This is a genomic window from Enterobacter sp. JBIWA003 (assembly GCF_019968825.1).
GTDB classification, from domain to species: Bacteria; Pseudomonadota; Gammaproteobacteria; order Enterobacterales; family Enterobacteriaceae; genus Enterobacter; species Enterobacter quasiroggenkampii.
This window is the reverse complement of the sequence record NZ_CP074170.1, coordinates 4,867,986-4,892,903: the sequence shown is the minus strand read 5'-3', so window position 1 is coordinate 4,892,903 and position 24,918 is coordinate 4,867,986. Positions and strand designations below refer to the sequence as shown.

General features: G+C 55.4%; 16 protein-coding genes, 4 tRNA genes, 3 rRNA genes and 1 riboswitch. Of the genes, 15 read left to right on the top strand and 8 right to left on the bottom strand.

Translation table 11 applies throughout. The annotated features are described in order from the left end of the window. Positions 1–90: 90 nt before the first annotated feature. From KGP25_RS23735 to argE, 5 genes are all read right to left on the bottom strand, one after another. On the bottom strand, positions 91–1,194 hold the full coding sequence (locus KGP25_RS23735; RefSeq protein WP_045909123.1) for a glycerol dehydrogenase: 1,104 nt from the start codon (positions 1,192–1,194) through the stop codon (positions 91–93). A 12-nt stretch (positions 1,195–1,206) separates the two neighbouring features. Then, positions 1,207–1,869 carry a fructose-6-phosphate aldolase gene (gene fsa / locus KGP25_RS23730; RefSeq protein WP_223539695.1) on the bottom strand — a complete coding sequence of 221 codons (663 nt, stop codon included), beginning with the start codon at positions 1,867–1,869 and terminating at the stop codon, positions 1,207–1,209. Between the two features lie 128 nt (positions 1,870–1,997). Beyond that, complete coding sequence (locus KGP25_RS23725; protein ID WP_223539694.1) at positions 1,998–2,762, bottom strand: AraC family transcriptional regulator; 765 nt, start codon at positions 2,760–2,762, stop codon at positions 1,998–2,000. A 94-nt stretch (positions 2,763–2,856) separates the two neighbouring features. After that, positions 2,857–5,508 carry a phosphoenolpyruvate carboxylase gene (gene ppc / locus KGP25_RS23720; RefSeq protein ID WP_045909126.1) on the bottom strand — a complete coding sequence of 884 codons (2,652 nt, stop codon included), beginning with the start codon at positions 5,506–5,508 and terminating at the stop codon, positions 2,857–2,859. 307 nt (positions 5,509–5,815) lie between these two features. Next, the gene (gene argE, locus KGP25_RS23715; protein ID WP_223539693.1) at positions 5,816–6,967 is read right to left on the bottom strand and encodes an acetylornithine deacetylase; all 1,152 of its coding nucleotides are present in this window, start codon (positions 6,965–6,967) and stop codon (positions 5,816–5,818) included. An 88-nt stretch (positions 6,968–7,055) separates the two neighbouring features. On the opposite strand from argE, the gene argC reads away from it, so the two are divergent. From argC to oxyR, 4 genes are all read left to right on the top strand, one after another. Beyond that, a complete protein-coding gene (gene argC, locus KGP25_RS23710) occupies positions 7,056–8,060 on the top strand; it encodes an N-acetyl-gamma-glutamyl-phosphate reductase (protein ID WP_223539692.1) in 1,005 nt (334 codons plus the stop codon). 6 nt (positions 8,061–8,066) lie between these two features. Beyond that, the gene (gene argB, locus KGP25_RS23705; RefSeq protein WP_086374972.1) at positions 8,067–8,843 is read left to right on the top strand and encodes an acetylglutamate kinase; all 777 of its coding nucleotides are present in this window, start codon (positions 8,067–8,069) and stop codon (positions 8,841–8,843) included. Positions 8,844–8,920: 77 nt separating this feature from the next. Beyond that, complete coding sequence (gene argH, locus KGP25_RS23700) at positions 8,921–10,294, top strand: argininosuccinate lyase (protein ID WP_223539691.1); 1,374 nt, start codon at positions 8,921–8,923, stop codon at positions 10,292–10,294. Between the two features lie 304 nt (positions 10,295–10,598). Continuing rightward, on the top strand, positions 10,599–11,525 hold the full coding sequence (gene oxyR, locus KGP25_RS23695) for a DNA-binding transcriptional regulator OxyR (RefSeq protein ID WP_044597477.1): 927 nt from the start codon (positions 10,599–10,601) through the stop codon (positions 11,523–11,525). Here the strand turns inward: oxyR and sthA are convergent. Then, a complete protein-coding gene (gene sthA / locus KGP25_RS23690; RefSeq protein ID WP_008501785.1) occupies positions 11,499–12,899 on the bottom strand; it encodes a Si-specific NAD(P)(+) transhydrogenase in 1,401 nt (466 codons plus the stop codon). The genes oxyR and sthA overlap by 27 nt on opposite strands. Before the next feature lie 196 nt (positions 12,900–13,095). Here sthA and fabR point away from each other — a divergent pair, with 196 nt between their 5' ends. Both fabR and KGP25_RS23680 read left to right on the top strand, forming a co-directional pair. Further along, positions 13,096–13,734 carry an HTH-type transcriptional repressor FabR gene (gene fabR / locus KGP25_RS23685; protein ID WP_008501784.1) on the top strand — a complete coding sequence of 213 codons (639 nt, stop codon included), beginning with the start codon at positions 13,096–13,098 and terminating at the stop codon, positions 13,732–13,734. Between the two features lie 9 nt (positions 13,735–13,743). Beyond that, entirely contained in the window at positions 13,744–14,103 is a 360-nt protein-coding gene (locus KGP25_RS23680; protein WP_008501783.1) for a YijD family membrane protein, read from the top strand. Between the two features lie 89 nt (positions 14,104–14,192). On the opposite strand, the gene trmA is transcribed toward KGP25_RS23680, so the two are convergent. Continuing rightward, positions 14,193–15,293, bottom strand: coding sequence for a tRNA (uridine(54)-C5)-methyltransferase TrmA (gene trmA, locus KGP25_RS23675; RefSeq protein ID WP_023333837.1), 1,101 nt, complete (start codon positions 15,291–15,293; stop codon positions 14,193–14,195). Positions 15,294–15,397: 104 nt separating this feature from the next. Continuing rightward, a riboswitch (cobalamin riboswitch) is annotated at positions 15,398–15,574 on the top strand. 65 nt (positions 15,575–15,639) lie between these two features. Here trmA and btuB point away from each other — a divergent pair. The 9 genes from btuB to KGP25_RS23630 all read left to right on the top strand — a co-directional run bounded on the left by btuB (position 15,640) and on the right by KGP25_RS23630 (position 23,995). Then, the gene (gene btuB / locus KGP25_RS23670; protein WP_223539690.1) at positions 15,640–17,487 is read left to right on the top strand and encodes a TonB-dependent vitamin B12 receptor BtuB; all 1,848 of its coding nucleotides are present in this window, start codon (positions 15,640–15,642) and stop codon (positions 17,485–17,487) included. Next, the gene (gene murI / locus KGP25_RS23665) at positions 17,432–18,283 is read left to right on the top strand and encodes a glutamate racemase (protein WP_048028420.1); all 852 of its coding nucleotides are present in this window, start codon (positions 17,432–17,434) and stop codon (positions 18,281–18,283) included. The genes btuB and murI overlap by 56 nt, the downstream gene beginning before the upstream one ends. A 381-nt stretch (positions 18,284–18,664) precedes the next feature. Beyond that, positions 18,665–20,206 (top strand): 16S ribosomal RNA (locus KGP25_RS23660). Between the two features lie 69 nt (positions 20,207–20,275). Then, positions 20,276–20,352 (top strand) — tRNA-Ile (locus KGP25_RS23655). A gap of 43 nt (positions 20,353–20,395) precedes the next feature. Beyond that, a tRNA-Ala gene (locus tag KGP25_RS23650) sits at positions 20,396–20,471 on the top strand. Between the two features lie 171 nt (positions 20,472–20,642). Continuing rightward, positions 20,643–23,546: ribosomal RNA gene (locus tag KGP25_RS23645) — 23S ribosomal RNA — on the top strand. Positions 23,547–23,617: 71 nt separating this feature from the next. Continuing rightward, positions 23,618–23,733 (top strand): 5S ribosomal RNA (gene rrf / locus KGP25_RS23640). The 16S, 23S and 5S rRNA genes sit together here with 4 tRNA genes alongside, the layout of an rRNA operon. 56 nt (positions 23,734–23,789) lie before the next feature. Continuing rightward, positions 23,790–23,866, top strand: a tRNA-Asp gene (locus KGP25_RS23635). A gap of 53 nt (positions 23,867–23,919) precedes the next feature. Continuing rightward, positions 23,920–23,995, top strand: a tRNA-Trp gene (locus KGP25_RS23630). A gap of 99 nt (positions 23,996–24,094) precedes the next feature. Here KGP25_RS23630 and hdfR read toward each other — a convergent pair. After that, complete coding sequence (hdfR, locus tag KGP25_RS23625) at positions 24,095–24,916, bottom strand: HTH-type transcriptional regulator HdfR (protein ID WP_032675646.1); 822 nt, start codon at positions 24,914–24,916, stop codon at positions 24,095–24,097. Positions 24,917–24,918 lie beyond the last annotated feature (2 nt).

Here is a 24,918-nt window from a genome sequence, read left to right as displayed (position 1 = left end):
CCTTGTGCCGGGTGGCGGCTACGCCTTACCCGGCCTGCAAATTAAAATGCCATGTAGGCCGGGTAAGCGCAGCGCCACCCGGCTTTTTTATTACTCCCACTCCTGCAGGAATCGCTGTCCATACTGGTCTGCCACCAGCAGTGCCGCATAGACCTGATCCGGCGTGACGCCGCCGGGCATGTTGTGGATGGTTTCTCCTTCCGCACAGGACGCTTCGGCGATCAGACGCATTTTGGCCGGAATATCCTCTTTGATGTTCAGCTGTGCCAGCGTGATTGGCAGCCCAACGCTGTGGCAAAGCGCCGCGACGGTTTCAATTTCTTCTACCGGCGCATTTTCCAGCACCAGCTGCGTCAGGGTACCAAACGCCACTTTCTCCCCATGATAGAAGTGATGCGCGTCCGGCACTGCCGTCATACCGTTATGAATAGCGTGTGCCGCCGCCAGCCCGCCGCTTTCAAAGCCGACGCCGCTGAGATAGGTGTTGGCTTCGATAATGCGTTCCAGCGCAGGCGTCACCACATGCTGCTCCGCCGCCAGCATCGCTTTTTCACCCTCTTCAACCAGCGTGTTGTAGCACAGCTCCGCGAGCGCCAGTGCCGCCTGGGTGCATTTACCCCCGGCCATGGTGGTCGCACCGCTGCGCGAGCAGGCGCGGGCTTCAAACCAGGTCGCCAGCGCGTCGCCAATCCCGGCGGCTAGCAGACGTGCAGGCGCACCTGCTACCACTTTCGTATCCACAATGACCATGTTCGGGTTGTGTGGCAGCATCAGGTAGCGATCGAACTCGCCGCTGTCGGTGTAAATAACGGAAAGGGCGCTGCACGGCGCGTCGGTGGAGGCAATAGTCGGCGCAATGGCGACCGGCACGTTCATAAAGTGGGCCAGCGCTTTGGCGGTATCCAGCGTTTTCCCGCCCCCAATACCCAGCACCGCCAGGCAGTCGGCGCTATCGGCCAGTCTTTTCAGCCGATCGATTTCATTTTGTGAACACTCGCCGCCAAACGGCGCGATTTCGGCATGCAGTTCAGCTTTTTTAAAACTTTGTCGTAGGGTTTCTTCGGCAAAACCCAGCACAAATTTATCGCCGACGACCAGCCAGCGGTTGGCCAGCGGTTTCAGATAGTCGCCGAGACGGGTCAGTACGTCAGCGCCCTGGATATATTTCCCCGGCGATTGAATGATACGGTCCATAACAGTTCTCCCTTAGAGGTTGAGGTTACCAAACGCGTTTTTCCAGTCCTGCTCGAACTTCTCTATGGCTGACTCTACCGCCGGTGTGCCGAGCATGTGTTGCGCTACGTCTAAGGGAAGCGTGATTGCTTCACATCCTGCCAACAGGCAGTCCAGCGCCTGACGCGGCGTTTTGAAGCTGGCGGCCAGCACCTTGCTTTCCGGCGCGTGTAGTTCCAGCAGGGACTGCAGTTCCTGAACCATGCGAATGCTGTCACCGCCCTGCGCGTCGACGCGGTTTACATACGGCGCGACATATTTCGCCCCTGCGAGTGCGGCGAGCAGGCCCTGCGCCGCGCTGTAAACGGCGGTGCCCAGCGTGGTTATCCCTTCTTTTTTCAATGCTTTAATTGCGATAAGCCCCTGAGCCGTCACCGGGATTTTCACCACAATGCCCGGAATGGCGTTACTCAGACGTTTGGCTTCTGCCACCATGCCTTCGGCATCGCGGCTCATGGTTTGAGCAAACAGCGTGCCTTCCGGCCCGATGGCTTGTTGCAGGCGCGGCAGCACGTCCCAGATGGATTCACGGCTGGCGGCAATGATGCTCGGGTTGGTGGTGACGCCCACGATGGGAAAGATGCGCGCCAGGCGTTCTACTTCCGCCACGTTGGCGGTATCCAGGTACAGTTCCATTATTTTTCCTTAAGTCAGAAAGGTTGAATAAAGGATACGGCGCACCCAGGCGCGGCGAATACAGGTCAATTTTGCCAAATACTGGACAAATGTAATGTCCTTAGAGAAGTGAGAGAGCGATCACAATGCTACTTTTTGGCGATCAGCTGGCTGTGGTACTGGCGTCGATATTCGGAAGGGGAACGTTCGGTGTGCTTGCGAAAGAGACGGCAAAAGTAGTTGCTGTCCGTAAATCCGCAGCGTGTGGCGATATCTTTAATTTTGAGATCGTAGCCTTTCAGCAACTGACGCGCATGTTCCAGGCGCGTTTTTGTTAAATATTCATTGAATCCGACGCTGCCGACTTTCTGGAATAGATGGGAAAGGTAGTTTGGGGAGATGTAGAACGCCTGTGCCACGGATTCGCGAGTTAACAAAGAGGCATAATTTTCTTCGATATAGCTCCGAACGGCTTCGAACAGCGCCCGGCTGCGGCTGTCGGTGTGAATTACACTGCCAAGCAGATCCCGGCAGTGGCTGAGCAGGCTTAAAACTACCAGCCTTGCTGTGTCTTGCTCCTCAGGCTGCATCTGTAATTCGGTGAGCGTTTGCAGAAGAAACGCCCCCGTTCGCGGACCACGTCGGGCAACCTGGAGTTGTTGTAAGAGCACATTGTCACGCTGTAGCTCGATTGTAAGCTGCTGCTTACCGAAATGTATGCTCAGGACGTGAGGCGCAGGATGCGTGATTTGTCCAAAAAAAGAAAAAAACGCCTCGCAGGGAGTGCCAAGGGTAATGCCGAGGCAGGGAGAGGTTCGGGGATGCTGTTCAGCCAGCGCTGAGAAACGAATCTGACCCAGCGGTAACGTGCGGTTCACCAGGTCAGTCAAAATCTGGGTGATATCGGAATGCATAAGGAGACTACCGAAATTTGCCGGGTGGCGCTAACGCTTACCCGGCCTACTTATCGTAGGCCCGTGCAAGCGCAGCGCCGCCGGGCGTAAAGCATTAGCCGGTGTTACGCATACCTGCCGCAACGCCCGCAATCGTCACCATCAGCGCCTGTTCAACGCGTGGATCCGGCTCTTTCCCTTCTTCTTCCGCCAGACGCGAACGGTGCAGCAGCTCTGCCTGCAGGACGTTCAGCGGGTCGGTGTAGATATTACGCAGCTGGATAGACTCGGCAATCCACGGCAGGTCCGCCATCAGGTGTGAGTCGTTGGCGATATCCAGCACTACTTTGATGTCGCCTTCCAGCAGTTCGCGCAGTTCTTTACCCAGCGCCCACAGCTCTGGCTTCACCAGGCGCTGATCGTAGTATTCCGCCAGCCAGAGGTCAGCTTTCGAGAAGACCATCTCCAGCATTCCCAGACGGGTAGAGAAGAACGGCCAGTCGCGACACATGGTCTCCAGTTCGCTCTGTTTACCGTCTTCCACCACTTTTTGCAGTGCGGCACCGGCACCCAGCCAGGCGGGCAGCATCAGACGGTTCTGCGTCCAGGCAAAGATCCACGGGATTGCACGCAGAGACTCTACACCGCCGGTCGGGCGACGTTTTGCAGGACGTGAGCCCAGCGGCAGTTTACCCAGCTCCTGTTCAGGCGTGGCTGAACGGAAGTAAGGCACGAAATCTTTGTTTTCACGCACGTAGCCGCGGTACAGATCGCAGGAGATAGCCGACAGCTCGTCCATGATGTGGCACCAGGAGGCTTTCGGCTCCGGCGGTGGCAGCAGGTTCGCTTCCAGGATCGCGCTGGTATAAAGCGACAGGCTGCTGATGGTCACTTCCGGCAGGCCGTACTTGAAGCGGATCATCTCACCCTGCTCGGTCACGCGCAGGCCGCCTTTCAGGCTTCCCGGCGGCTGTGACAGCAGTGCTGCGTGTGCTGGCGCGCCGCCACGGCCAATTGAGCCACCGCGTCCGTGGAACAGGGTCAGCTCGATACCGGCTTTTTCGCAGGTTTTGATCAGTGCATCCTGCGCCTGATACTGCGCCCAGGATGCCGCCATCACGCCCGCATCTTTCGCGGAGTCGGAATAGCCGATCATGACCATCTGTTTGCCCTGAATAAAGCCGCGATACCAGTCGATGTTCAGCAGCTGGCTCATCACGTCGTTGGCGTTGTTCAGGTCGTCGAGAGTTTCAAACAGCGGGGCGACCGGCAGGGCGTAGTCGATTCCCGCTTCTTTCAGCAGGAGGTGAACGCCCAGCACGTCGGATGGGGTTTTCGCCATGGAGATCACATAGGCGGCGACCGATCCTTTCGGTGCGTCCACGATCGCTTTACAGGTGTTGAGCACTTCGCGGGTATCGTTGCTTGGCTCCCAGTTGCGCGGCAGCAGAGGGCGCTTGGAGTTCAGCTCGCGGATCAGGAACGCCTGCTTGTCGGCTTCGGACCAGCTTTCATAGTCACCGATGCCGAGATAGCGGGTCAGCTCGCCCAGCGCTTCGGTATGACGGGTACTTTCCTGACGCACGTCGATACGCACCAGCGGCACGCCGAAACACTTCACGCGACGCAGGGTGTCGAGCAGTTCGCCGTTGGCGATGATGCCCATCCCGCAGGCCTGCAGCGATTTATAACAGGCGTAAAGCGGCTCCCAGAGCTGTTCGTTCTGGCTGAGCAGGCCTTCTGGTTTTGGCAGGCGCTGGCCTTTCAGGCGCGCTTCCAGCCAGGCCTGAGTGGCCATCAGCTGACCACGCAGCTTTTTCATCAGGAAACGGTACGGCTCGCTGGCGCCTTCTTCACCAGCCAGCGCGCGCAGTTCCGGCGTCGCTTCAACCATCGACAGCTCGGAGATCAGCACCTGAATGTCTTTCAGGAACAGGTCAGTCGCTTTCCAGCGGCTCAGCAGCAGGACGTGGCGGGTGATTTCCGCGGTAACGTTCGGGTTGCCGTCGCGGTCGCCGCCCATCCAGGAGGTGAAGCGGACCGGCACGAAATCAACCGGCAGACGGTAGCCCAGGTTCGCTTCCAGCTGTTCGTTCAGCTCGCGCAGGTAGTTTGGTACCCCTTCCCACAGGCTGTTTTCCACCACCGCAAAGCCCCATTTGGCTTCGTCGACCGGGCTTGGGCGATGCTTACGAATTTCATCGGTGTGCCAGGACTGGGCAATCAGCTGGCGCAGACGGCGCATCAGCTGGTTGCGTTCATAGTCGGCAATGTCTTTGTTATCCAGCTGCTTCAGGCAGTTGTTCACTTCCACCATTTTGTGGATCAGGGTGCGACGGGTGATCTCGGTTGGGTGAGCGGTCAGTACCAGCTCCAGCGAAAGCGACTCCACCGCTTTTTTGATGGTGGCTTCGTTGAGGTCGGGCTGGTCTTTCAGTTTACGAAGGGTGCGGGCAATGACTTCCGGGTTGCTGGCCGCTTCGCCGTTTGGCGAAATGCTGTGGTATTGCTCAGCGGTGTTGGCCAGGTTCAGGAACTGGCTGAAGGCGCGCGCAACGGGCAGCAGCTCATCGTTAGAGAGGTTCTGCAAGGTGGTGAGCAGCTCCTGACGACTGGCCTCGTTACCGGAACGGGAAGATTTAGACAGCTTGCGGATGGTTTCAACGCGGTCGAGGATGTTTTCCCCCAACGCATCTTTGATGGTATCTCCAAGCACTTTGCCGAGCATACTGACATTACTACGCAACGCGGAATATTGTTCGTTCATAAAAACCCAGTCACCCCATCATTTTTGTTTATGCCCATGTGAAAATCTTCTGGACATTATTTTGTCATCTCCCTTTATAAAGCCACGTAAAACCCCCGTCGTCAATTGCTGCGAAAACGGTTCAGCAAACGAATAAATGTGGGCAATTTACGAAATTTAATTCGCATTGCGTCAGATAAGAGATGCTTATGGAAATGTGACGAAGATCGCGGGATTTACTCCCCTCACCCTGCCCTCTCCCCAAAGGGGAGAGGGTGTTCAAATTCACTCTCCCCTTTGGGGAGAGGGTTAGGGTGAGGGGCAGTTTTTAATGCCAGCAGAAGTGATGCACAACTTGGGTAATCAGTTCGCGGGTGGGTTTGATAAAGCGGGTTTCCAGATATTCATCCGGCTGGTGCGCCTGGTTGATGGAGCCAGGGCCAAGAACCAGCGTCGGGCACAGCGTCTGAATAAACGGCGCTTCGGTGCAGTAATTCACCACGTCAGTTTTTTCACCGAGCAGCTTTTCCACCACTTCGACCAGCTGATGGTCCGGCGGGCATTCATAACCCGGAATCGGCGGGTGCAGTTCCGAGACCGTCAGACGGCCCGGCCAGCGCTCACTCACCGGGGCCAGCGCTTCGTTCAGTAAACCATCCAGATCGCTCAGGGTCATGCCCGGCAGCGGTCGGATGTCCATGTGCAGCTCGCAGCAGGCGCAGATACGGTTCGAGGCATCACCGCCGTGCAGGCTGCCGAGATTGAGCGTTGGATACGGCACGGTGAACGCCTCATAGTGGTAACGCTCTTTCAGATCGTCACGCAGGGCCATGATGCGGCCGATGGCATCATGCATCAGCTCAATGGCGTTCACGCCGCGCGCCGGATCGCTGGAGTGGCCGGACTGGCCGAGCACGCGCACGGCGGTAGAGATATGGCCTTTATGTGCGCGAATCGGCTGCAGAGACGTCGGCTCGCCGATGATCGCGCAATCCGGGCGAATCGCCGTGTTTTCAGAGAAGTAGCGCGCGCCCGCCATGCTGGTCTCTTCATCAGCGGTCGCCAGAATGTAGAGCGGTTTTTTCAGCTTTGTCACGTCCACGTCACGCAGCGCGTCGAGGATAAAGGCGAAGAAGCCTTTCATGTCGGCGGTGCCCAGACCGTAGAGCTTGTTGTCGTGCTCGGTCAGGGTGAACGGATCGCGCGTCCAGCGGCCATCGTCGAACGGCACGGTGTCGGTATGACCGGCCAGCAGCAGACCGCCCGCACCGGTTCCGGTACTGGCGAGTAGGTTAAATTTGTGGCGAGTGCCGGGGACGGGCTGAACCTCAACGTTAAACCCAAGATCGCTAAACCAACCCGCCAGCAGATTGATTAAAGACTCATTGCTCTGATCCAGCGCTTCTTCCGTTGCGCTGATGGACGGTGTGGCAATCAGGGCGCGGTAGATCTCGATAAATGGCGGTAAGTTCATTTTCATTGTTGACACACCTTAGGTCGTGATAGTATCAATATTCATGCAATAAATGTGAATAAAAATACATTAACGTTGAGCATAAAGGAACCCGATGTTGAATACGCTGATTGTAGGCGCTAGCGGTTATGCGGGCGCAGAGCTTGTAAGCTACGTGAATCGCCATCCACATATGACCATAACCGCTTTGACCGTGTCAGCGCAAAGCAATGATGCAGGAAAGTTAATTTCCGATTTGCATCCGCAGCTTAAGGGCATGGTCGATCTGCCGCTGCAGCCCATGTCTGACATCAGCGAGTTTACCGACGGCGTCGACGTGGTGTTTTTAGCCACCGCGCACGAGGTCAGCCACGACCTGGCGCCGCAGTTCCTGGCGGCTGGCTGCGTGGTCTTCGACCTCTCCGGCGCGTTCCGCGTTAACGACGGCGCGTTCTACGAAAAATATTACGGTTTCACCCATCAGCATCCGGATCTGCTTGAAAAAGCGGTGTACGGCCTGGCGGAGTGGAGCGCAGATAAACTGAAAGAAGCGGATCTGATTGCCGTTCCGGGCTGCTACCCGACGGCGGCGCAGCTTGCCCTGAAGCCGCTGATCGACGCGGGTCTGCTGGATCTGAACCAGTGGCCGGTGATCAACGCCACCAGCGGCGTGAGCGGTGCAGGGCGCAAGGCGGCGATCTCTAACAGCTTCTGCGAAGTGAGCCTTCAGCCGTATGGCGTGTTTAATCACCGTCATCACCCTGAGATCACGACGCATCTGGGCGCGGACGTCATTTTCACCCCGCACCTGGGCAGCTTCCCGCGTGGGATCCTCGAAACCATTACCTGTCGCCTGAAACCGGGCGTGACCAAAGAGCAGGTGAACGAGGTCTTCACGCAGGCGTATGCGGACAAACCGCTGGTGCGCCTGTACGACAAAGGCGTGCCGGCGCTGAAAAACGTGGTCGGTCTGCCGTTCTGCGATATCGGCTTTGCCGTTCAGGGTGAGCATCTCATCGTGGTGGCCGCAGAAGATAACTTACTGAAAGGCGCTGCCGCACAGGCAATGCAGTGTGCAAATATTCGTTTCGGTTTCCCTGAAACGCAGGCTCTTATTTAAGGTGTGATGATGAACCCATTAATTATCAAACTCGGTGGTGTACTGCTGGACAGCGAAGAAGCGCTGGAGCGTCTGTTTACCGCGCTGGTGAACTATCGCGAATCACACCAACGTCCACTGGTGATTGTGCACGGCGGCGGCTGCGTGGTGGATGAGCTGATGAAAGGGCTCAACCTGCCGGTGATCAAGAAGAACGGCCTGCGCGTGACGCCTGCGGATCAGATTGACATTATCACCGGTGCGCTGGCGGGTACGGCGAATAAAACCCTGCTGTCCTGGGCGAAGAAACACCACATTGCCTCCGTTGGCCTCTATCTGGGCGATGGCGACAGCGTAAAAGTGACCCAGCTCGACGAAGCGCTCGGTCATGTTGGACTGGCGCAGCCGGGTTCGCCTAAGCTGATTAACACGCTGCTGGAAGGCGGTTTCCTGCCGGTGGTGAGCTCTATCGGCGTGACCGAAGAGGGTGAGCTGATGAACGTTAACGCTGACCAGGCGGCAACCGCACTGGCGGCAACGCTGGGCGCGGACCTGATCCTGCTCTCCGACGTGAGCGGCATTCTGGACGGAAAAGGCCAGCGCATCGCAGAAATGACGGCAGAGAAAGCCGAGCAGCTGATTGCGCAGGGCATCATCACCGACGGCATGATCGTCAAAGTGAACGCCGCGCTGGATGCGGCGCGCACGCTGGGTCGCCCGGTAGATATCGCCTCCTGGCGTCACGCGGAGCAGCTCCCGGCGCTGTTTAACGGCACGCCGATTGGCACGCGTATTTTAGCGTAATCGATTTAATGTTTTGTAGGCCCGGTAAGCGCAGCGCCACCGGGCAATGAAATTCAAAGATATTAAGGAAGCATGTTATGGCACTTTGGGGTGGGCGTTTTACACAGGCAGCGGATCAGCGGTTCAAACAGTTCAACGACTCTTTGCGCTTCGACTACCGCCTGGCCGAACAGGATATTGTCGGCTCTGTGGCCTGGTCCAAAGCGCTGGTGACGGTGGGCGTGCTGATCCCAGAGGAACAGCTGCAACTGGAAGAGGCGCTGAACAATCTGCTGGAAGAAGTGCGTCTGGATCCGCAGCAAATTCTGCAGAGCGATGCCGAAGATATTCACAGCTGGGTGGAAGGTAAACTGATCGACAAGGTCGGCCAGCTGGGTAAAAAGCTGCATACCGGCCGGAGCCGTAACGACCAGGTCGCCACCGATCTGAAGCTGTGGTGTAAGGATACCGTTGGCGAACTGCTGGCGGCTAACCGTCAGCTGCAGACCGCGCTGGTGGAGACCGCACAGAATAATCAGGACGCGGTGATGCCGGGTTATACCCACCTGCAGCGCGCGCAGCCGGTGACCTTTGCGCACTGGTGTCTGGCCTATGTAGAGATGCTGGCGCGTGACGAAAGCCGTCTGCAGGATACCCTGAAGCGTCTGGACGTCAGCCCGCTGGGCAGCGGCGCGCTGGCGGGTACCGCTTACGAAATCGACCGTGAACAGCTGGCAGGCTGGCTGGGCTTTGCCTCCGCTACCCGTAACAGCCTGGATAGCGTCTCCGATCGTGACCACGTGCTGGAACTGCTCTCTAACGCGTCTATCGGTATGGTGCACCTGTCGCGCTTTGCCGAAGACTTGATCTTCTTTAACTCCGGCGAAGCGGGCTTTGTTGAGCTGTCCGACCGCGTGACCTCAGGTTCATCCCTGATGCCGCAGAAGAAAAACCCGGACGCGCTGGAGCTGATCCGCGGGAAATGTGGCCGCGTGCAAGGCGCGCTGACCGGCATGATGATGACCCTGAAAGGGCTGCCGCTGGCGTACAACAAAGATATGCAGGAAGACAAAGAAGGTCTGTTCGACGCGCTCGACACCTGGCTGGACTGTCTGCATATGGGCGCGCTGGTGCTGGATGGCATTCAGGTGAAGCGTCCGCGCTGTCAGGAAGCGGCGCAGCAGGGCTATGCGAACTCGACCGAGCTGGCGGATTACCTGGTGGCGAAGGGCGTACCGTTCCGTGAAGCGCACCATATTGTCGGTGAAGCGGTGGTGGAAGCCATTCGTCAGGGTAAACCGCTGGAAGATCTGGCGCTGGCCGATCTACAGAAATTCAGCGCCGTTATCGGGGATGATGTGTATCCGATTCTGGCGCTGCAGTCCTGCCTGGATAAGCGTGCGGCGAAAGGCGGCGTGTCGCCTAAGCAGGTGGCGCAGGCGATTGCGGATGCGAAAAACCGACTGATTTGAACCGTGCGGGCTGGTGCCCTCACCCCGGCCCTCTCCCACCGGGAGAGGGAGAAAAACGGAGCCTGGCTTAGCGCCAGGCTTTTTTACGCAAAAAAAAAGCGGACCACGGGGTCCGCAAAAGTTCACGTTGGCTTTAGTTGTTCGAGTTTTGAGAGAAACTCGCTGACGGTGCGGGGACGTCAAGGGTCAAACACGTGCCGCCTCGTCTATGTGGTGTATTATTCAACAGAATGCTTGATAGGGATAATCGTTCGTTGCTATGCTATCTATCGCCATGAACTATCGTGGCGACGGAGGATGAATAATGAATATTCGTGATCTTGAATACCTGGTAGCGTTAGCCGAGCATCGTCACTTTCGCCGCGCGGCAGATTCCTGCCACGTCAGCCAGCCCACGCTGAGCGGCCAGATCCGCAAGCTGGAAGACGAGTTGGGCGTGATGCTGCTGGAGCGCACCAGTCGTAAGGTTCTGTTCACACAGGCAGGTCTTCTGCTGGTGGATCAGGCGCGCACCGTGCTGCGCGAGGTCAAAGTGCTCAAGGAAATGGCAAGCCAGCAGGGGGAGGCCATGTCCGGCCCGCTGCATATTGGCCTGATCCCAACCGTTGGCCCGTACCTGTTACCGCACATCATTCCGATGCTGCACCAGACGTTCCCGAAACTCGAAATGTACCTGCACGAAGCGCAAACCCATCAGTTGCTGGCACAGCTGGACAGCGGCAAGCTCGACTGCGCCATTCTGGCACTGGTAAAAGAGAGTGAAGCCTTTATTGAAGTGCCGCTGTTCGATGAGCCGATGATGCTGGCGATCTATGAAGATCACCCGTGGGCGAACCGCGATCGCGTGCCGATGGCCGATCTGGCGGGTGAAAAGCTACTGATGCTGGAAGATGGCCATTGCCTGCGCGATCAGGCGATGGGCTTCTGCTTCGAAGCGGGTGCGGATGAGGATACCCATTTCCGCGCAACCAGCCTGGAAACGCTGCGTAATATGGTCGCGGCGGGAAGCGGTATTACGCTGCTGCCTGCGCTGGCGGTACCGCACGAGCGTAAACGTGATGGCGTGGTCTACTTGCCGTGCATTAAACCAGAGCCGCGTCGTACGATTGGCCTGGTCTATCGCCCTGGGTCACCGCTGCGCAGCCGCTATGAGCAGCTGGCAGAGGCCATCCGTGGTGCGATGGATGGCCATTTTGACAGCGCGTTAAAACAGGCGGTTCAGGCCGTTTAGTGCCGCGACCCGATAGGCTTCCGCCATGGTCGGGTAGTTAAAGGTGGTGTTGACGAAGTACTCAATGGTGTTACCACCACCTTTCTGCTCCATGATCGCCTGACCGATATGAATGATTTCCGCGGCGCGTTCACCAAAGCAGTGAATCCCGAGGATCTCTTTCGTCTCGCGATGGAACAGAATTTTCAGTGTACCCACGCTCATCCCCACGATTTGCGCCCGCGCCAGATGTTTAAACTGCGCACGACCCACCTCGTAAGGCACCTTCATTGACGTCAGCTGCTGCTCGGTTTTCCCTACGGAACTGATTTCCGGGATGGTGTAGATGCCCGTCGGGATATCTTCAATCAGATGCGCCGTCGCTTCGCCTTTCACCAGCGCCTGAGCCGCAATGCGTCCCTGGTCGTAAGCGGCTGAGGCCAGGCTTGGATAGCCAATGACGTCGCCGACCGCGTAAACGTGCGGCAGGGCGGTCTGATACATGCTGTTGACCTTCAGCTGACCGCGGCTGTCGGTTTCAAGCCCGATATTTTCCAGCTGCAGGGAATCGGTGTTGCCGGTACGGCCGTTGGCGTACAGGAGGCAATCCGCTTTCAGCTTCTTGCCGGACTTGAGGTGCATGATCACCCCGTCGTCGCAGCCTTCGATCTTCTCGTACTCTTCGTTGTGGCGAATGACCACGCCGCTGTTCCAGAAGTGGTAGGAGAGGGAGTCCGACATCTCCTGATCGAGGAAGGCCAGCAGGCGGTCGCGAGTGTTGATCAGGTCAACTTTGACGTCCATTCCGCGGAAGATCGACGCATATTCGCAACCAATGACCCCTGCGCCATAGATAATGACGTGGCGGGGTTCATGATGCAGGCTCAGAATCGAGTCGCTGTCGTAGACGCGCGGGTGCGAGAAGTCCACGTCGGCCGGATGGTATGGGCGTGAACCGCAGGCAATCACAAATTTTTCAGCGGTGATGGTTTCAACCGACCCGTCGTGGCATTCGAGTGCCAGGGTGTGTTCATCCACAAAATGCGCGTTGCCCTGCAAAATTTCACAGTGGTTACGCTCATAAAACCCCTGACGCATGCGCGTCTGCTGGTTAATGACGGTATCCGCGTGGTTCAGGATGTCGGCAAAGGAGGAACGAAGAAGTCGGGAGTGGTCGCTGTAAAGAGGGTTCTGGTTGAATTCGATAATGCGGCTAACGGCGTGGCGGAGGGCTTTCGAAGGGATAGTGCCCCAGTGGGTGCAACCGCCGCCGACATTATGGTAGCGCTCAATGACCGCTACTCTGGCTCCCTGTTTCACCAGACCCATAGCAGCGCCTTCGCCGCCGGGGCCGGAACCAATAACTATTGCGTCGTAATCGTAGGAATGTGGCATGGCAAGGCTTACCTGTTCTTATACATAAAAGCAACAGAATCATAACATCATTGCCAGAGTAACCCAATTATCGTTGTGCTTTTTTCCGGCAGTGGAGCACAAACCGCACGTAAACAATCATTCACAAAGCCAGGCAAACAGATTAATTTTATTCTCTGGTATAGTGCCATCAGGCCTTTGGAAGGATTCAACTATCGTGATGGGCGTAAGAGCACAACAAAAAGAGAAAACCCGGCGTTCGCTGGTGGAAGCCGCATTCAGTCAACTGAGTGCTGAGCGAAGTTTTGCCAGTTTGAGCCTGCGCGAAGTCGCACGCGAGGCCGGGATTGCGCCAACGTCCTTCTATCGTCACTTCCGTGATGTGGATGAACTGGGCCTGACCATGGTCGACGAGAGCGGTTTGATGCTGCGTCAGCTGATGCGCCAGGCGCGTCAGCGTATCGCCAAAGGGGGCAGCGTGATCCGTACCTCCGTATCGACCTTTATGGAATTTATCGGCAATAACCCCAACGCGTTTCGTCTGCTTCTGCGTGAGCGTTCGGGCACGTCGGCGGCGTTTCGTGCCGCCGTCGCACGCGAAATTCAGCACTTCATCGCGGAACTTGCCGACTATCTTGAACTCGAAAACCATATGCCGCGTGCGTTTACCGAAGCACAGGCCGAGGCGATGGTGACGATTGTTTTCAGCGCAGGTGCCGAAGCGCTGGATGTCAGCATTGAACAACGCAAGCAGCTTGAAGAGCGACTGGTATTGCAGCTCAGGATGATCTCCAAAGGCGCGTACTACTGGTATCGCCGTGAACAAGAGAAACTGGCACATCAAACCGAAGAGTGAAGGTGAGTAATGAAACAGTCAGGTCAGGATAAAGGGACGCTGTTGCTGGCATTGATCGCTGGCTTATCCATTAATGGTACGTTCGCCGCTATTTTTAGCTCCATCGTGCCGTTTTCGATTTTCCCGCTGATTGCGCTGGTGCTGACGGTGTACTGCCTGCATCAACGCTACCTGAACCGCACCATGCCGGTGGGGTTACCGGGGCTGGCCGCCGCCTGCTTTATTCTGGGCGTATTGCTGTACAGCACGGTGGTGCGCGCGGAGTATCCGGATATCGGCTCTAACTTCTTCCCTGCGGTACTGTCTGTGGCGCTGGTGTTCTGGATTGGCTCGCGCATGCGTAGCCGTAAAAGCCAGTTACCGGAGTAAAGGTTTTTGTCATTGTAGGCCGGATAAGCGAAGCGCCATCCGGCTTTTTTGGCAGGTGGCGCTTCGCTTACCTGCCCTACAAGGCCACATTACTTCGCCGTGAGCAGTACACCGCACTCCATATGGTGCGTATACGGGAACTGATCGAACAGCGCCAGACGTTCAACCTTATGCGTCTGGCCTAACGTTTCCAGGTTCTTGCACAGCGTCTCCGGATTACAGGAGATGTACAAAATACGCGGGTACGCCTGCACCATCTTCTCGGTTTCGCTGTCCAGGCCACTGCGCGGCGGGTCGACAAAAATTGTCTCACACTGGTAGCTCTTCAGATCGATGCCTTCCAGACGGTTAAACTGGCGAACGCCGTTCATCGCCTGCGTGAACTCTTCTGCGGCCATACGAATGATCTGCACGTTGTCGATATGGTTGGCGGCAATGTTGTACTGCGCGGCGGCAACCGACGGTTTGGCGATTTCCGTTGCCAGGACGCGATCGAAGTTACGCGCCAGCGCCAGCGAGAAGTTGCCGTTACCGCAGTAGAGCTCAAGCAGATCGCCCGTTGATCCTTCCGTCGCCTTCAGCGCCCACTCCAGCATCTGCACGTTCATTGCAGCGTTCGGCTGGGTGAAGCTGTTCTCGACCTGACGATACACCATCTCTTTACCCGCCACCGGCAGACGCTCGTCGATGTAGTCCTGATCCAGCATGATTTTGGTTTTTGTCGCGCGGCCAATCAGGTGAACGTTGATGTTCTGCGCACGCAGCGCATCGCGCAGCGCTTCCGCCTGCTCGCGCCACTCGTCGTTCAGGGCTTTGTGGTACAGCAGGGAGACAATCGCCTGATTGCTTTGCGTGGTCAGGTAGTCAATCTGGAAAAGCTTGTTACGCAGTACCGGGTTGTTACGCACGCCGTCCATTATCAGCGTCATTAATTGGTTAATGAGCTCACTCGCTGCCGGGAAGCTGTCCACGCGGATACGGGACTTCGTCTGCTGATCGAAAATGATGTGGTACAGGTCGTCACCGTCATGCCAGATGCGAAACTCGGCACGCATGCGGTAGTGGCTGACAGGAGAGCGGAACACCTCGGGAACGGGCGCGTTGAAAGGCGTCATCATACTTTGCAGGCGGACAACTTTCTCTGCCAGCTGCGCGTCGTACTGTTCTGTCGGGAGGTGTTCTGGGGTCATGATGCGTCCTGAGTGATAAAGAATTACGCGGCGATTGTAGGGATTGTTCAGGGGATGTCCAGATTTAATGGCCAATAGCTGTCTGGACATCCATACGTGTCTAATTGTAGCATTCTGTTTCCGGTCTCCTGAGAGTGAAAAGGGAATCCAGTGTAAATCTGGAGCTGACGCGCAGCGGTAAAGACTGGCGGGATGAGCGTTGTAGACACTGTGAAAATGGGAAGTCTTCATCCTTATATAGCCACCTAGCCCGAAGACCTGCCGGGATCACGTCGCATTTGGTTTCATCATCGCGTGCTATCGATGAGGCCTGCGGCATCCTTCTTATATTGTGGATGCTTTAACAATGATTAAAAAAGTATCGCTGTTGACGGCGTTGTCCGTCACGGCATTTTCGGGCTGGGCGCAGGATAGCGCAGACTCGTTGGTGGTGACGGCAAATCGTTTTGAACAACCTGAAAAAACTATTCTGGCTGCAAACACGGTTGTTACGCGTGCCGATATTGACCGTTGGCAGTCAACCTCGCTCCTGGATGTTATGCGCCGCCTGCCCGGCGTGGATACGGCGCAAAATGGCGGGATGGGGCAACTCTCTTCTCTCTTTATCCGTGGCACCAACTCCAGCCACGTCCTGATCCTTGTTGATGGGATCCGCCTTAACCAGGCGGGCGTCACGGGGTCGTCCGATCTCAGCCAGTTCCCAATCTCCCTGGTGCAGCGTATCGAATATGTTCGTGGACCGCGTTCGGCGGTATACGGCTCAGACGCGATCGGTGGCGTCGTAAACATTATTACTACTCGTGCGAAGGACGGTACCACGCTGAATGCTGGCGTCGGCTCGCACGGCTACCAGAATTATGGTGGCAGTACTCAGCAAACACTGGGCGACAGCACGCGCGTCACGCTTGCGGGTGATTACACCTATACTAAAGGGTTTGATGTGGTTGCGGACGGCAACAATGGTGGCCTTGCCCAGACCGATCGCGACGGCTTTATGAATAAAACGCTCTACGGCGCACTGGATCACGCATTCTCAGACCAGTGGAGCGGTTTTGTTCGCGGCTTTGGCTACAGCAACCGTACTGCCTACGACGGTTACTACAGCTCATTTACCCCTGACGTACTGGTCGATACCCGCCAGCTTTATAGTCAGACCTGGGATGCAGGATTGCGCTTCAATGATGACATCTTCCATTCACAGCTGCTCACCAGCTATAGCCACAGCAAGGACTATAACTACGACCCGAATTTAGGCCGCTACGATTCGACAGCCACGCTGGATGAAATCAAGCAGTACAATGTCCAGTGGCTCAACTCCGTTGATGTTGGCCATGGGAACATTGGCGCGGGCGTTGACTGGCAGAAGCAGAGCACCGAGCCAGGTACAAACTACGTGACCAACGGCTACGACCTGCGTAACACCGGCGTCTACCTGACCGGGCTGCAGCAGTTTGGTGACTTCACCCTGGAAGGAGCGGTTCGCAGCGATGACAACTCTCAGTTCGGTCGTCATGGCACCTGGCAAAGCAGTGCGGCCTGGGAGTTCGTGGAGGGTTACCGCTTCGTTGCTTCTTATGGTACGGCCTATAAAGCACCGAATCTGGGGCAACTCTATGGTTTCTATGGCAATGACCATCTTGATCCAGAAGAGAGCAAACAGTGGGAAGGTGCGTTTGAAGGCCTGACGGCAGGCGTGAGCTGGCGCGTATCCGGCTACCGTAATGACGTTGATAATCTCATCGACTTCGATAATAACCTCCAGCAATATTACAACGTCGGTAAAGCACGCATTAAAGGTGTGGAAGCGACAGCATCGTTTGACACGGGGCCGTTGACGCATACTTTAGGCTACGACTACGTGGATGCCCGCAATGCCGCAACCAACGAACTTCTGGACCGTCGTGCTAAGCAGCAGGTGAAATATCAGCTCGACACGCAGATCTATGATTTCGACTGGAGCCTGACTTATCACTATCTCGGTACGCGTTACGACACTGACTTTGGTACTTACCCGTCTGAGAAAGTAAAAATGGGCGGTGTAAGCCTGTGGGATGTCGCAGTTTCGTATCCTGTCACCTCACACCTTACAGTTCGTGGTAAAATAGCCAACCTGTTCGATAAAGATTACGAGACAGTTTATGGCTACCAAACTGCAGGACGGGAATACACCTTGTCTGGCAGCTACACCTTCTAATCCGCGTCCCACCGTGCTTGTGTTTGATTCCGGCGTCGGTGGGCTTTCGGTCTATGATGAGATTCGGCATCTCCTGCCGGATCTCCATTACATCTACGCCTTCGATAACGTCGCTTTCCCGTACGGGGAAAAGAGCGAAGATTTTATTGTCGAGCGCGTGGTGGAAATCGTCACTGCGGTACAAAAGCGCTATCCCCTTGCGCTGGCTGTCATCGCGTGTAACACGGCGAGCACCGTTTCTCTTCCCGCCCTGCGTGAAAAATTCCAGTTCCCGGTTGTGGGCGTCGTCCCTGCAATAAAGCCTGCCGCGCGTCTGACAGCGAACGGCATTGTGGGCTTGCTGGCCACGCGAGGTACGGTAAAGCGTCCTTATACCCGCGAGCTGATCGACCGTTTCGCTAATGAATGCCAGATTGCGATGCTCGGTTCGGCTGAGCTGGTGGAGATGGCGGAAGCGAAGCTGCATGGCAAGTCGGTATCACTCGACGAGCTGCGTCGTATTCTTCGTCCGTGGCTGAGGATGCCCGAACCCCCGGATACTGTTGTGCTGGGCTGTACCCACTTCCCGCTACTCCAGGAAGAGCTATTAGAGGTACTGCCGGAGGGGACGCGTCTGGTGGATTCCGGAGCGGCTATTGCCCGTCGTACGGCATGGTTGCTGGAGCATGAAGCCCCGGATGCGAAATCTACCGATGCGAATATCGCGTTTTGTATGGCGTTAACAAAAGAAACTGAACAACTTTTACCCGTTTTACGCCGTTATGGCTTTGAAACGCTCGAAAAACTGGCGCTATAGCACGGTTTTGAGCAAAAAAGAGACGGTTGAAAGTTTTTTTTAAAAGAGGGGTTGTCAACGTCTGAGAACTCCCTATAATGCGCCTCCACTGACACGGAACAACGGCTTACAGGCCGCCGGGTTAGCGGGGTTCAGAGATGAACGCCAACAGAGAAAAGCGAAAATAATCACTTGACTCTGAATGAGGAAAACGTAATATACGGGACCTCGCAACGGTGAGCGAAAGCCGCGTTGCACTGCTCTTTAACAATTTATCAGACAATCTGTGTGGGCACTCAAAGTGACATGGATTCTTAATGTCTTCGGACAATAAATGAATACCAAGTCTCTGAGTGAACATGCGTAATTCATTACGAAGTTTAATTCACGAGCATCAAACTTAAATTGAAGAGTTTGATCATGGCTCAGATTGAACGCTGGCGGCAGGCCTAACACATGCAAGTCGAGCGGCAGCGGAAAGTAGCTTGCTACTTTGCCGGCGAGCGGCGGACGGGTGAGTAATGTCTGGGAAACTGCCTGATGGAGGGGGATAACTACTGGAAACGGTAGCTAATACCGCATAACGTCGCAAGACCAAAGAGGGGGACCTTCGGGCCTCTTGCCATCAGATGTGCCCAGATGGGATTAGCTAGTAGGTGGGGTAACGGCTCACCTAGGCGACGATCCCTAGCTGGTCTGAGAGGATGACCAGCCACACTGGAACTGAGACACGGTCCAGACTCCTACGGGAGGCAGCAGTGGGGAATATTGCACAATGGGCGCAAGCCTGATGCAGCCATGCCGCGTGTATGAAGAAGGCCTTCGGGTTGTAAAGTACTTTCAGCGGGGAGGAAGGCGGTGAGGTTAATAACCTCATCGATTGACGTTACCCGCAGAAGAAGCACCGGCTAACTCCGTGCCAGCAGCCGCGGTAATACGGAGGGTGCAAGCGTTAATCGGAATTACTGGGCGTAAAGCGCACGCAGGCGGTCTGTCAAGTCGGATGTGAAATCCCCGGGCTCAACCTGGGAACTGCATTCGAAACTGGCAGGCTAGAGTCTTGTAGAGGGGGGTAGAATTCCAGGTGTAGCGGTGAAATGCGTAGAGATCTGGAGGAATACCGGTGGCGAAGGCGGCCCCCTGGACAAAGACTGACGCTCAGGTGCGAAAGCGTGGGGAGCAAACAGGATTAGATACCCTGGTAGTCCACGCCGTAAACGATGTCGACTTGGAGGTTGTGCCCTTGAGGCGTGGCTTCCGGAGCTAACGCGTTAAGTCGACCGCCTGGGGAGTACGGCCGCAAGGTTAAAACTCAAATGAATTGACGGGGGCCCGCACAAGCGGTGGAGCATGTGGTTTAATTCGATGCAACGCGAAGAACCTTACCTACTCTTGACATCCAGAGAACTTTCCAGAGATGGATTGGTGCCTTCGGGAACTCTGAGACAGGTGCTGCATGGCTGTCGTCAGCTCGTGTTGTGAAATGTTGGGTTAAGTCCCGCAACGAGCGCAACCCTTATCCTTTGTTGCCAGCGGTTCGGCCGGGAACTCAAAGGAGACTGCCAGTGATAAACTGGAGGAAGGTGGGGATGACGTCAAGTCATCATGGCCCTTACGAGTAGGGCTACACACGTGCTACAATGGCGCATACAAAGAGAAGCGACCTCGCGAGAGCAAGCGGACCTCATAAAGTGCGTCGTAGTCCGGATTGGAGTCTGCAACTCGACTCCATGAAGTCGGAATCGCTAGTAATCGTAGATCAGAATGCTACGGTGAATACGTTCCCGGGCCTTGTACACACCGCCCGTCACACCATGGGAGTGGGTTGCAAAAGAAGTAGGTAGCTTAACCTTCGGGAGGGCGCTTACCACTTTGTGATTCATGACTGGGGTGAAGTCGTAACAAGGTAACCGTAGGGGAACCTGCGGTTGGATCACCTCCTTACCTTAAAGAACCTGCCTTTGTAGTGCTCACACAGATTGTCTGATGAAAAACAGCAGTAAAAATCTCTGCAGGCTTGTAGCTCAGGTGGTTAGAGCGCACCCCTGATAAGGGTGAGGTCGGTGGTTCAAGTCCACTCAGGCCTACCAAACTCCTTTTAAAGGATGAGCGGTACAGAGATTGCAAAACGATGGGGCTATAGCTCAGCTGGGAGAGCGCCTGCTTTGCACGCAGGAGGTCTGCGGTTCGATCCCGCATAGCTCCACCATCTTTTACTGCGAACCCAAGAAAACTTCAGAGTGAACCTGAAAAGGTGCACTGCGAAGTTTTGCTCTTTAAAAATCTGGATCAAGCTGAAAATTGAAACGACACATCTTTAAGGTGTGTTCGAGTCTCTCAAATTTTCGCAATCAGAAGATGAAACATCTTCGGGTTGTGAGGTTAAGCGACTAAGCGTACACGGTGGATGCCCTGGCAGTCAGAGGCGATGAAGGACGTGCTAATCTGCGAAAAGCGCCGGCGAGGTGATATGAACCTTTGACCCGGCGATGTCCGAATGGGGAAACCCAGTGCAATTCGTTGCACTATCGTTAACTGAATACATAGGTTAACGAGGCGAACCGGGGGAACTGAAACATCTAAGTACCCCGAGGAAAAGAAATCAACCGAGATTCCCCCAGTAGCGGCGAGCGAACGGGGAGCAGCCCAGAGTCTGAATCAGCTTGTGTGTTAGTGGAAGCGTCTGGAAAGTCGCACGGTACAGGGTGACAGTCCCGTACACGAAAACACACAGGTTGTGAACTCGAAGAGTAGGGCGGGACACGTGGTATCCTGTCTGAATATGGGGGGACCATCCTCCAAGGCTAAATACTCCTGACTGACCGATAGTGAACCAGTACCGTGAGGGAAAGGCGAAAAGAACCCCGGCGAGGGGAGTGAAAAAGAACCTGAAACCGTGTACGTACAAGCAGTGGGAGCACCCTTGTGGTGTGACTGCGTACCTTTTGTATAATGGGTCAGCGACTTATATTCTGTAGCAAGGTTAACCGTATAGGGGAGCCGAAGGGAAACCGAGTCTTAACTGGGCGTTAAGTTGCAGGGTATAGACCCGAAACCCGGTGATCTAGCCATGGGCAGGTTGAAGGTTGGGTAACACTAACTGGAGGACCGAACCGACTAATGTTGAAAAATTAGCGGATGACTTGTGGCTGGGGGTGAAAGGCCAATCAAACCGGGAGATAGCTGGTTCTCCCCGAAAGCTATTTAGGTAGCGCCTCGTGAACTCATCTTCGGGGGTAGAGCACTGTTTCGGCTAGGGGGCCATCCCGGCTTACCAACCCGATGCAAACTACGAATACCGAAGAATGTTATCACGGGAGACACACGGCGGGTGCTAACGTCCGTCGTGAAGAGGGAAACAACCCAGACCGCCAGCTAAGGTCCCAAAGTCATGGTTAAGTGGGAAACGATGTGGGAAGGCACAGACAGCCAGGATGTTGGCTTAGAAGCAGCCATCATTTAAAGAAAGCGTAATAGCTCACTGGTCGAGTCGGCCTGCGCGGAAGATGTAACGGGGCTAAACCATGCACCGAAGCTGCGGCAGCGACACTATGTGTTGTTGGGTAGGGGAGCGTTCTGTAAGCCGTTGAAGGTGTGCTGTGAGGCATGCTGGAGGTATCAGAAGTGCGAATGCTGACATAAGTAACGATAAAGCGGGTGAAAAGCCCGCTCGCCGGAAGACCAAGGGTTCCTGTCCAACGTTAATCGGGGCAGGGTGAGTCGACCCCTAAGGCGAGGCCGAAAGGCGTAGTCGATGGGAAACAGGTTAATATTCCTGTACTTGGTGTTACTGCGAAGGGGGGACGGAGAAGGCTATGTTAGCCGGGCGACGGTTGTCCCGGTTTAAGCATGTAGGCGGAGGTTCCAGGTAAATCCGGTACCTTTTAACGCTGAGGTGTGATGACGAGGCACTACGGTGCTGAAGTAACAAATGCCCTGCTTCCAGGAAAAGCCTCTAAGCATCAGGTAACATCAAATCGTACCCCAAACCGACACAGGTGGTCAGGTAGAGAATACCAAGGCGCTTGAGAGAACTCGGGTGAAGGAACTAGGCAAAATGGTGCCGTAACTTCGGGAGAAGGCACGCTGATATGTAGGTGAAGCCCCTGCGGGTGGAGCTGAAATCAGTCGAAGATACCAGCTGGCTGCAACTGTTTATTAAAAACACAGCACTGTGCAAACACGAAAGTGGACGTATACGGTGTGACGCCTGCCCGGTGCCGGAAGGTTAATTGATGGGGTTAGCGGCAACGCGAAGCTCTTGATCGAAGCCCCGGTAAACGGCGGCCGTAACTATAACGGTCCTAAGGTAGCGAAATTCCTTGTCGGGTAAGTTCCGACCTGCACGAATGGCGTAATGATGGCCAGGCTGTCTCCACCCGAGACTCAGTGAAATTGAACTCGCTGTGAAGATGCAGTGTACCCGCGGCAAGACGGAAAGACCCCGTGAACCTTTACTATAGCTTGACACTGAACACTGGTCCTTGATGTGTAGGATAGGTGGGAGGCTTTGAAGTGTGGACGCCAGTCTGCATGGAGCCGTCCTTGAAATACCACCCTTTAATGGCTGGTGTTCTAACGTAGACCCGTAATCCGGGTTGCGGACAGTGTCTGGTGGGTAGTTTGACTGGGGCGGTCTCCTCCCAAAGAGTAACGGAGGAGCACGAAGGTTAGCTAATCCTGGTCGGACATCAGGAGGTTAGTGCAATGGCATAAGCTAGCTTGACTGCGAGAGTGACGGCTCGAGCAGGTGCGAAAGCAGGTCATAGTGATCCGGTGGTTCTGAATGGAAGGGCCATCGCTCAACGGATAAAAGGTACTCCGGGGATAACAGGCTGATACCGCCCAAGAGTTCATATCGACGGCGGTGTTTGGCACCTCGATGTCGGCTCATCACATCCTGGGGCTGAAGTAGGTCCCAAGGGTATGGCTGTTCGCCATTTAAAGTGGTACGCGAGCTGGGTTTAGAACGTCGTGAGACAGTTCGGTCCCTATCTGCCGTGGGCGCTGGAGAATTGAGGGGGGCTGCTCCTAGTACGAGAGGACCGGAGTGGACGCATCACTGGTGTTCGGGTTGTCATGCCAATGGCACTGCCCGGTAGCTAAATGCGGAAAAGATAAGTGCTGAAAGCATCTAAGCACGAAACTTGCCCCGAGATGAGTTCTCCCTGAGACTTTAAGTCTCCTGAAGGAACGTTGAAGACGACGACGTTGATAGGTCGGGTGTGTAAGCGCAGCGATGCGTTGAGCTAACCGATACTAATGAACCGTGAGGCTTAACCTTACAACGCCGAAGATGTTTTGGCGAAGAGACAGACACGATTTTCAGCCTTGATACAGATTAAACAGAATTTGCCTGGCGGCTTTAGCGCGGTGGTCCCACCTGACCCCATGCCGAACTCAGAAGTGAAACGCCGTAGCGCCGATGGTAGTGTGGGGTCTCCCCATGTGAGAGTAGGGAACTGCCAGGCATCAAATTAAGTAGTAAGCCGGTGCATTAATCCGGTGGTTACAAGCAGTCTTCGGTGGAGCGGTAGTTCAGTCGGTTAGAATACCTGCCTGTCACGCAGGGGGTCGCGGGTTCGAGTCCCGTCCGTTCCGCCACTTATTAAGACATTAAGCCTGCCTTACTGGCAGGCTTAATGGCAAAAAACTTTAGGGGCGTAGCTCAGTTGGTAGAGCACCGGTCTCCAAAACCGGGTGTCGCGAGTTCGAGTCTCTCCGCCCCTGCCATATATAATCCTTTGCTTCGGCAAAGGATTTTTTTTTGCCCGTAATCCTGTAAAAACGCCTCTTCTTACTATTCAGCCAGCATTCCTGCTGGCTGATGTATCAATCCATTACATTGATTTTTAACAGATCTTTTATCTGTGACTGCTTATCACTGTTTTGCAGCCAAATCGCATACAGCGGTCTGGTAAGCGTGGTGGAATCCAACACCGTATGCAGCCCCGCTTTAGTGTCTGCCCAGCGAACAGGTAACCAGGTACAACCTCTCAGCAAGGGCAGTTGCTGACAGGCGATCTCCGCAGAGCTGGTCGTTAACTGTGGAACATCATCAGGTGCAATCAATCCCGTCTCATGCTGCTGAAAATCTGGCCCCCATTCGAGGCGCAAATAGGTCAGGTCTGCCTTCATCATCGACGGTTCAGAGGCATAAAGCGCCAGGCCAAACTGACCGACGATCTGGCTGCTAAATTCGTCCATCTTGGGGGCTTCGGTTGTGATCAGAAGATCAAGCTGGCGCTCATGAAGTTGCTTAACCAGCGACTGCCGTTGCGCAATCCTGGCTTCAAATTGCAGGTGGCTATGAGATTGATAAAGCCGGGTAAGCCACTGACTTAGCATACATTCCCACAGGGAAGCGCTGGCCCCTATCGAGAACTCATTATGCCTCGAAGTATGTGCAACCTCTTTGCGTGCCGCCTGCCAGGTATTCATCAGCGTTTCTGCGTACGGCAGCAGTTTTTCACCAGCGGGCGTGAGGCGAATATTGTTGCGATGGCGGGTAAAAAGATTCACACCCAGTTGATTTTCCAGCTGTCGAATACGAAAACTGACCGCTGACTGCGTCAGGTAAAGGGCTTCCGCTGCTCGCCCAAAGTGGCGTGTTCTGCTCACTTCAAGGAAAGTTTTAAGCAATTCCGTATCCACAT

Bases quoted from the DNA above. Each gene is read 5' to 3' on its own strand.
- oxyR (WP_044597477.1), top strand. From the start codon at position 10,599: ATGAATATTCGTGATCTTGAATACCTGGTAGCGTTAGCCGAGCATCGT.
- KGP25_RS23725 (WP_223539694.1), bottom strand. From the start codon at position 2,762: ATGCATTCCGATATCACCCAGATTTTGACTGACCTGGTGAACCGCACG.
- ppc (WP_045909126.1), bottom strand. From the start codon at position 5,508: ATGAACGAACAATATTCCGCGTTGCGTAGTAATGTCAGTATGCTCGGC.
- trmA (WP_023333837.1), bottom strand. From the start codon at position 15,293: ATGACCCCAGAACACCTCCCGACAGAACAGTACGACGCGCAGCTGGCA.
- argC (WP_223539692.1), top strand. From the start codon at position 7,056: ATGTTGAATACGCTGATTGTAGGCGCTAGCGGTTATGCGGGCGCAGAG.
- argH (WP_223539691.1), top strand. From the start codon at position 8,921: ATGGCACTTTGGGGTGGGCGTTTTACACAGGCAGCGGATCAGCGGTTC.
- argE (WP_223539693.1), bottom strand. From the start codon at position 6,967: ATGAAAATGAACTTACCGCCATTTATCGAGATCTACCGCGCCCTGATT.
- murI (WP_048028420.1), top strand. From the start codon at position 17,432: ATGGCTACCAAACTGCAGGACGGGAATACACCTTGTCTGGCAGCTACA.
- fsa (WP_223539695.1), bottom strand. From the start codon at position 1,869: ATGGAACTGTACCTGGATACCGCCAACGTGGCGGAAGTAGAACGCCTG.
- btuB (WP_223539690.1), top strand. From the start codon at position 15,640: ATGATTAAAAAAGTATCGCTGTTGACGGCGTTGTCCGTCACGGCATTT.
- sthA (WP_008501785.1), bottom strand. From the start codon at position 12,899: ATGCCACATTCCTACGATTACGACGCAATAGTTATTGGTTCCGGCCCC.
- KGP25_RS23735 (WP_045909123.1), bottom strand. From the start codon at position 1,194: ATGGACCGTATCATTCAATCGCCGGGGAAATATATCCAGGGCGCTGAC.
- argB (WP_086374972.1), top strand. From the start codon at position 8,067: ATGATGAACCCATTAATTATCAAACTCGGTGGTGTACTGCTGGACAGC.
- KGP25_RS23680 (WP_008501783.1), top strand. From the start codon at position 13,744: ATGAAACAGTCAGGTCAGGATAAAGGGACGCTGTTGCTGGCATTGATC.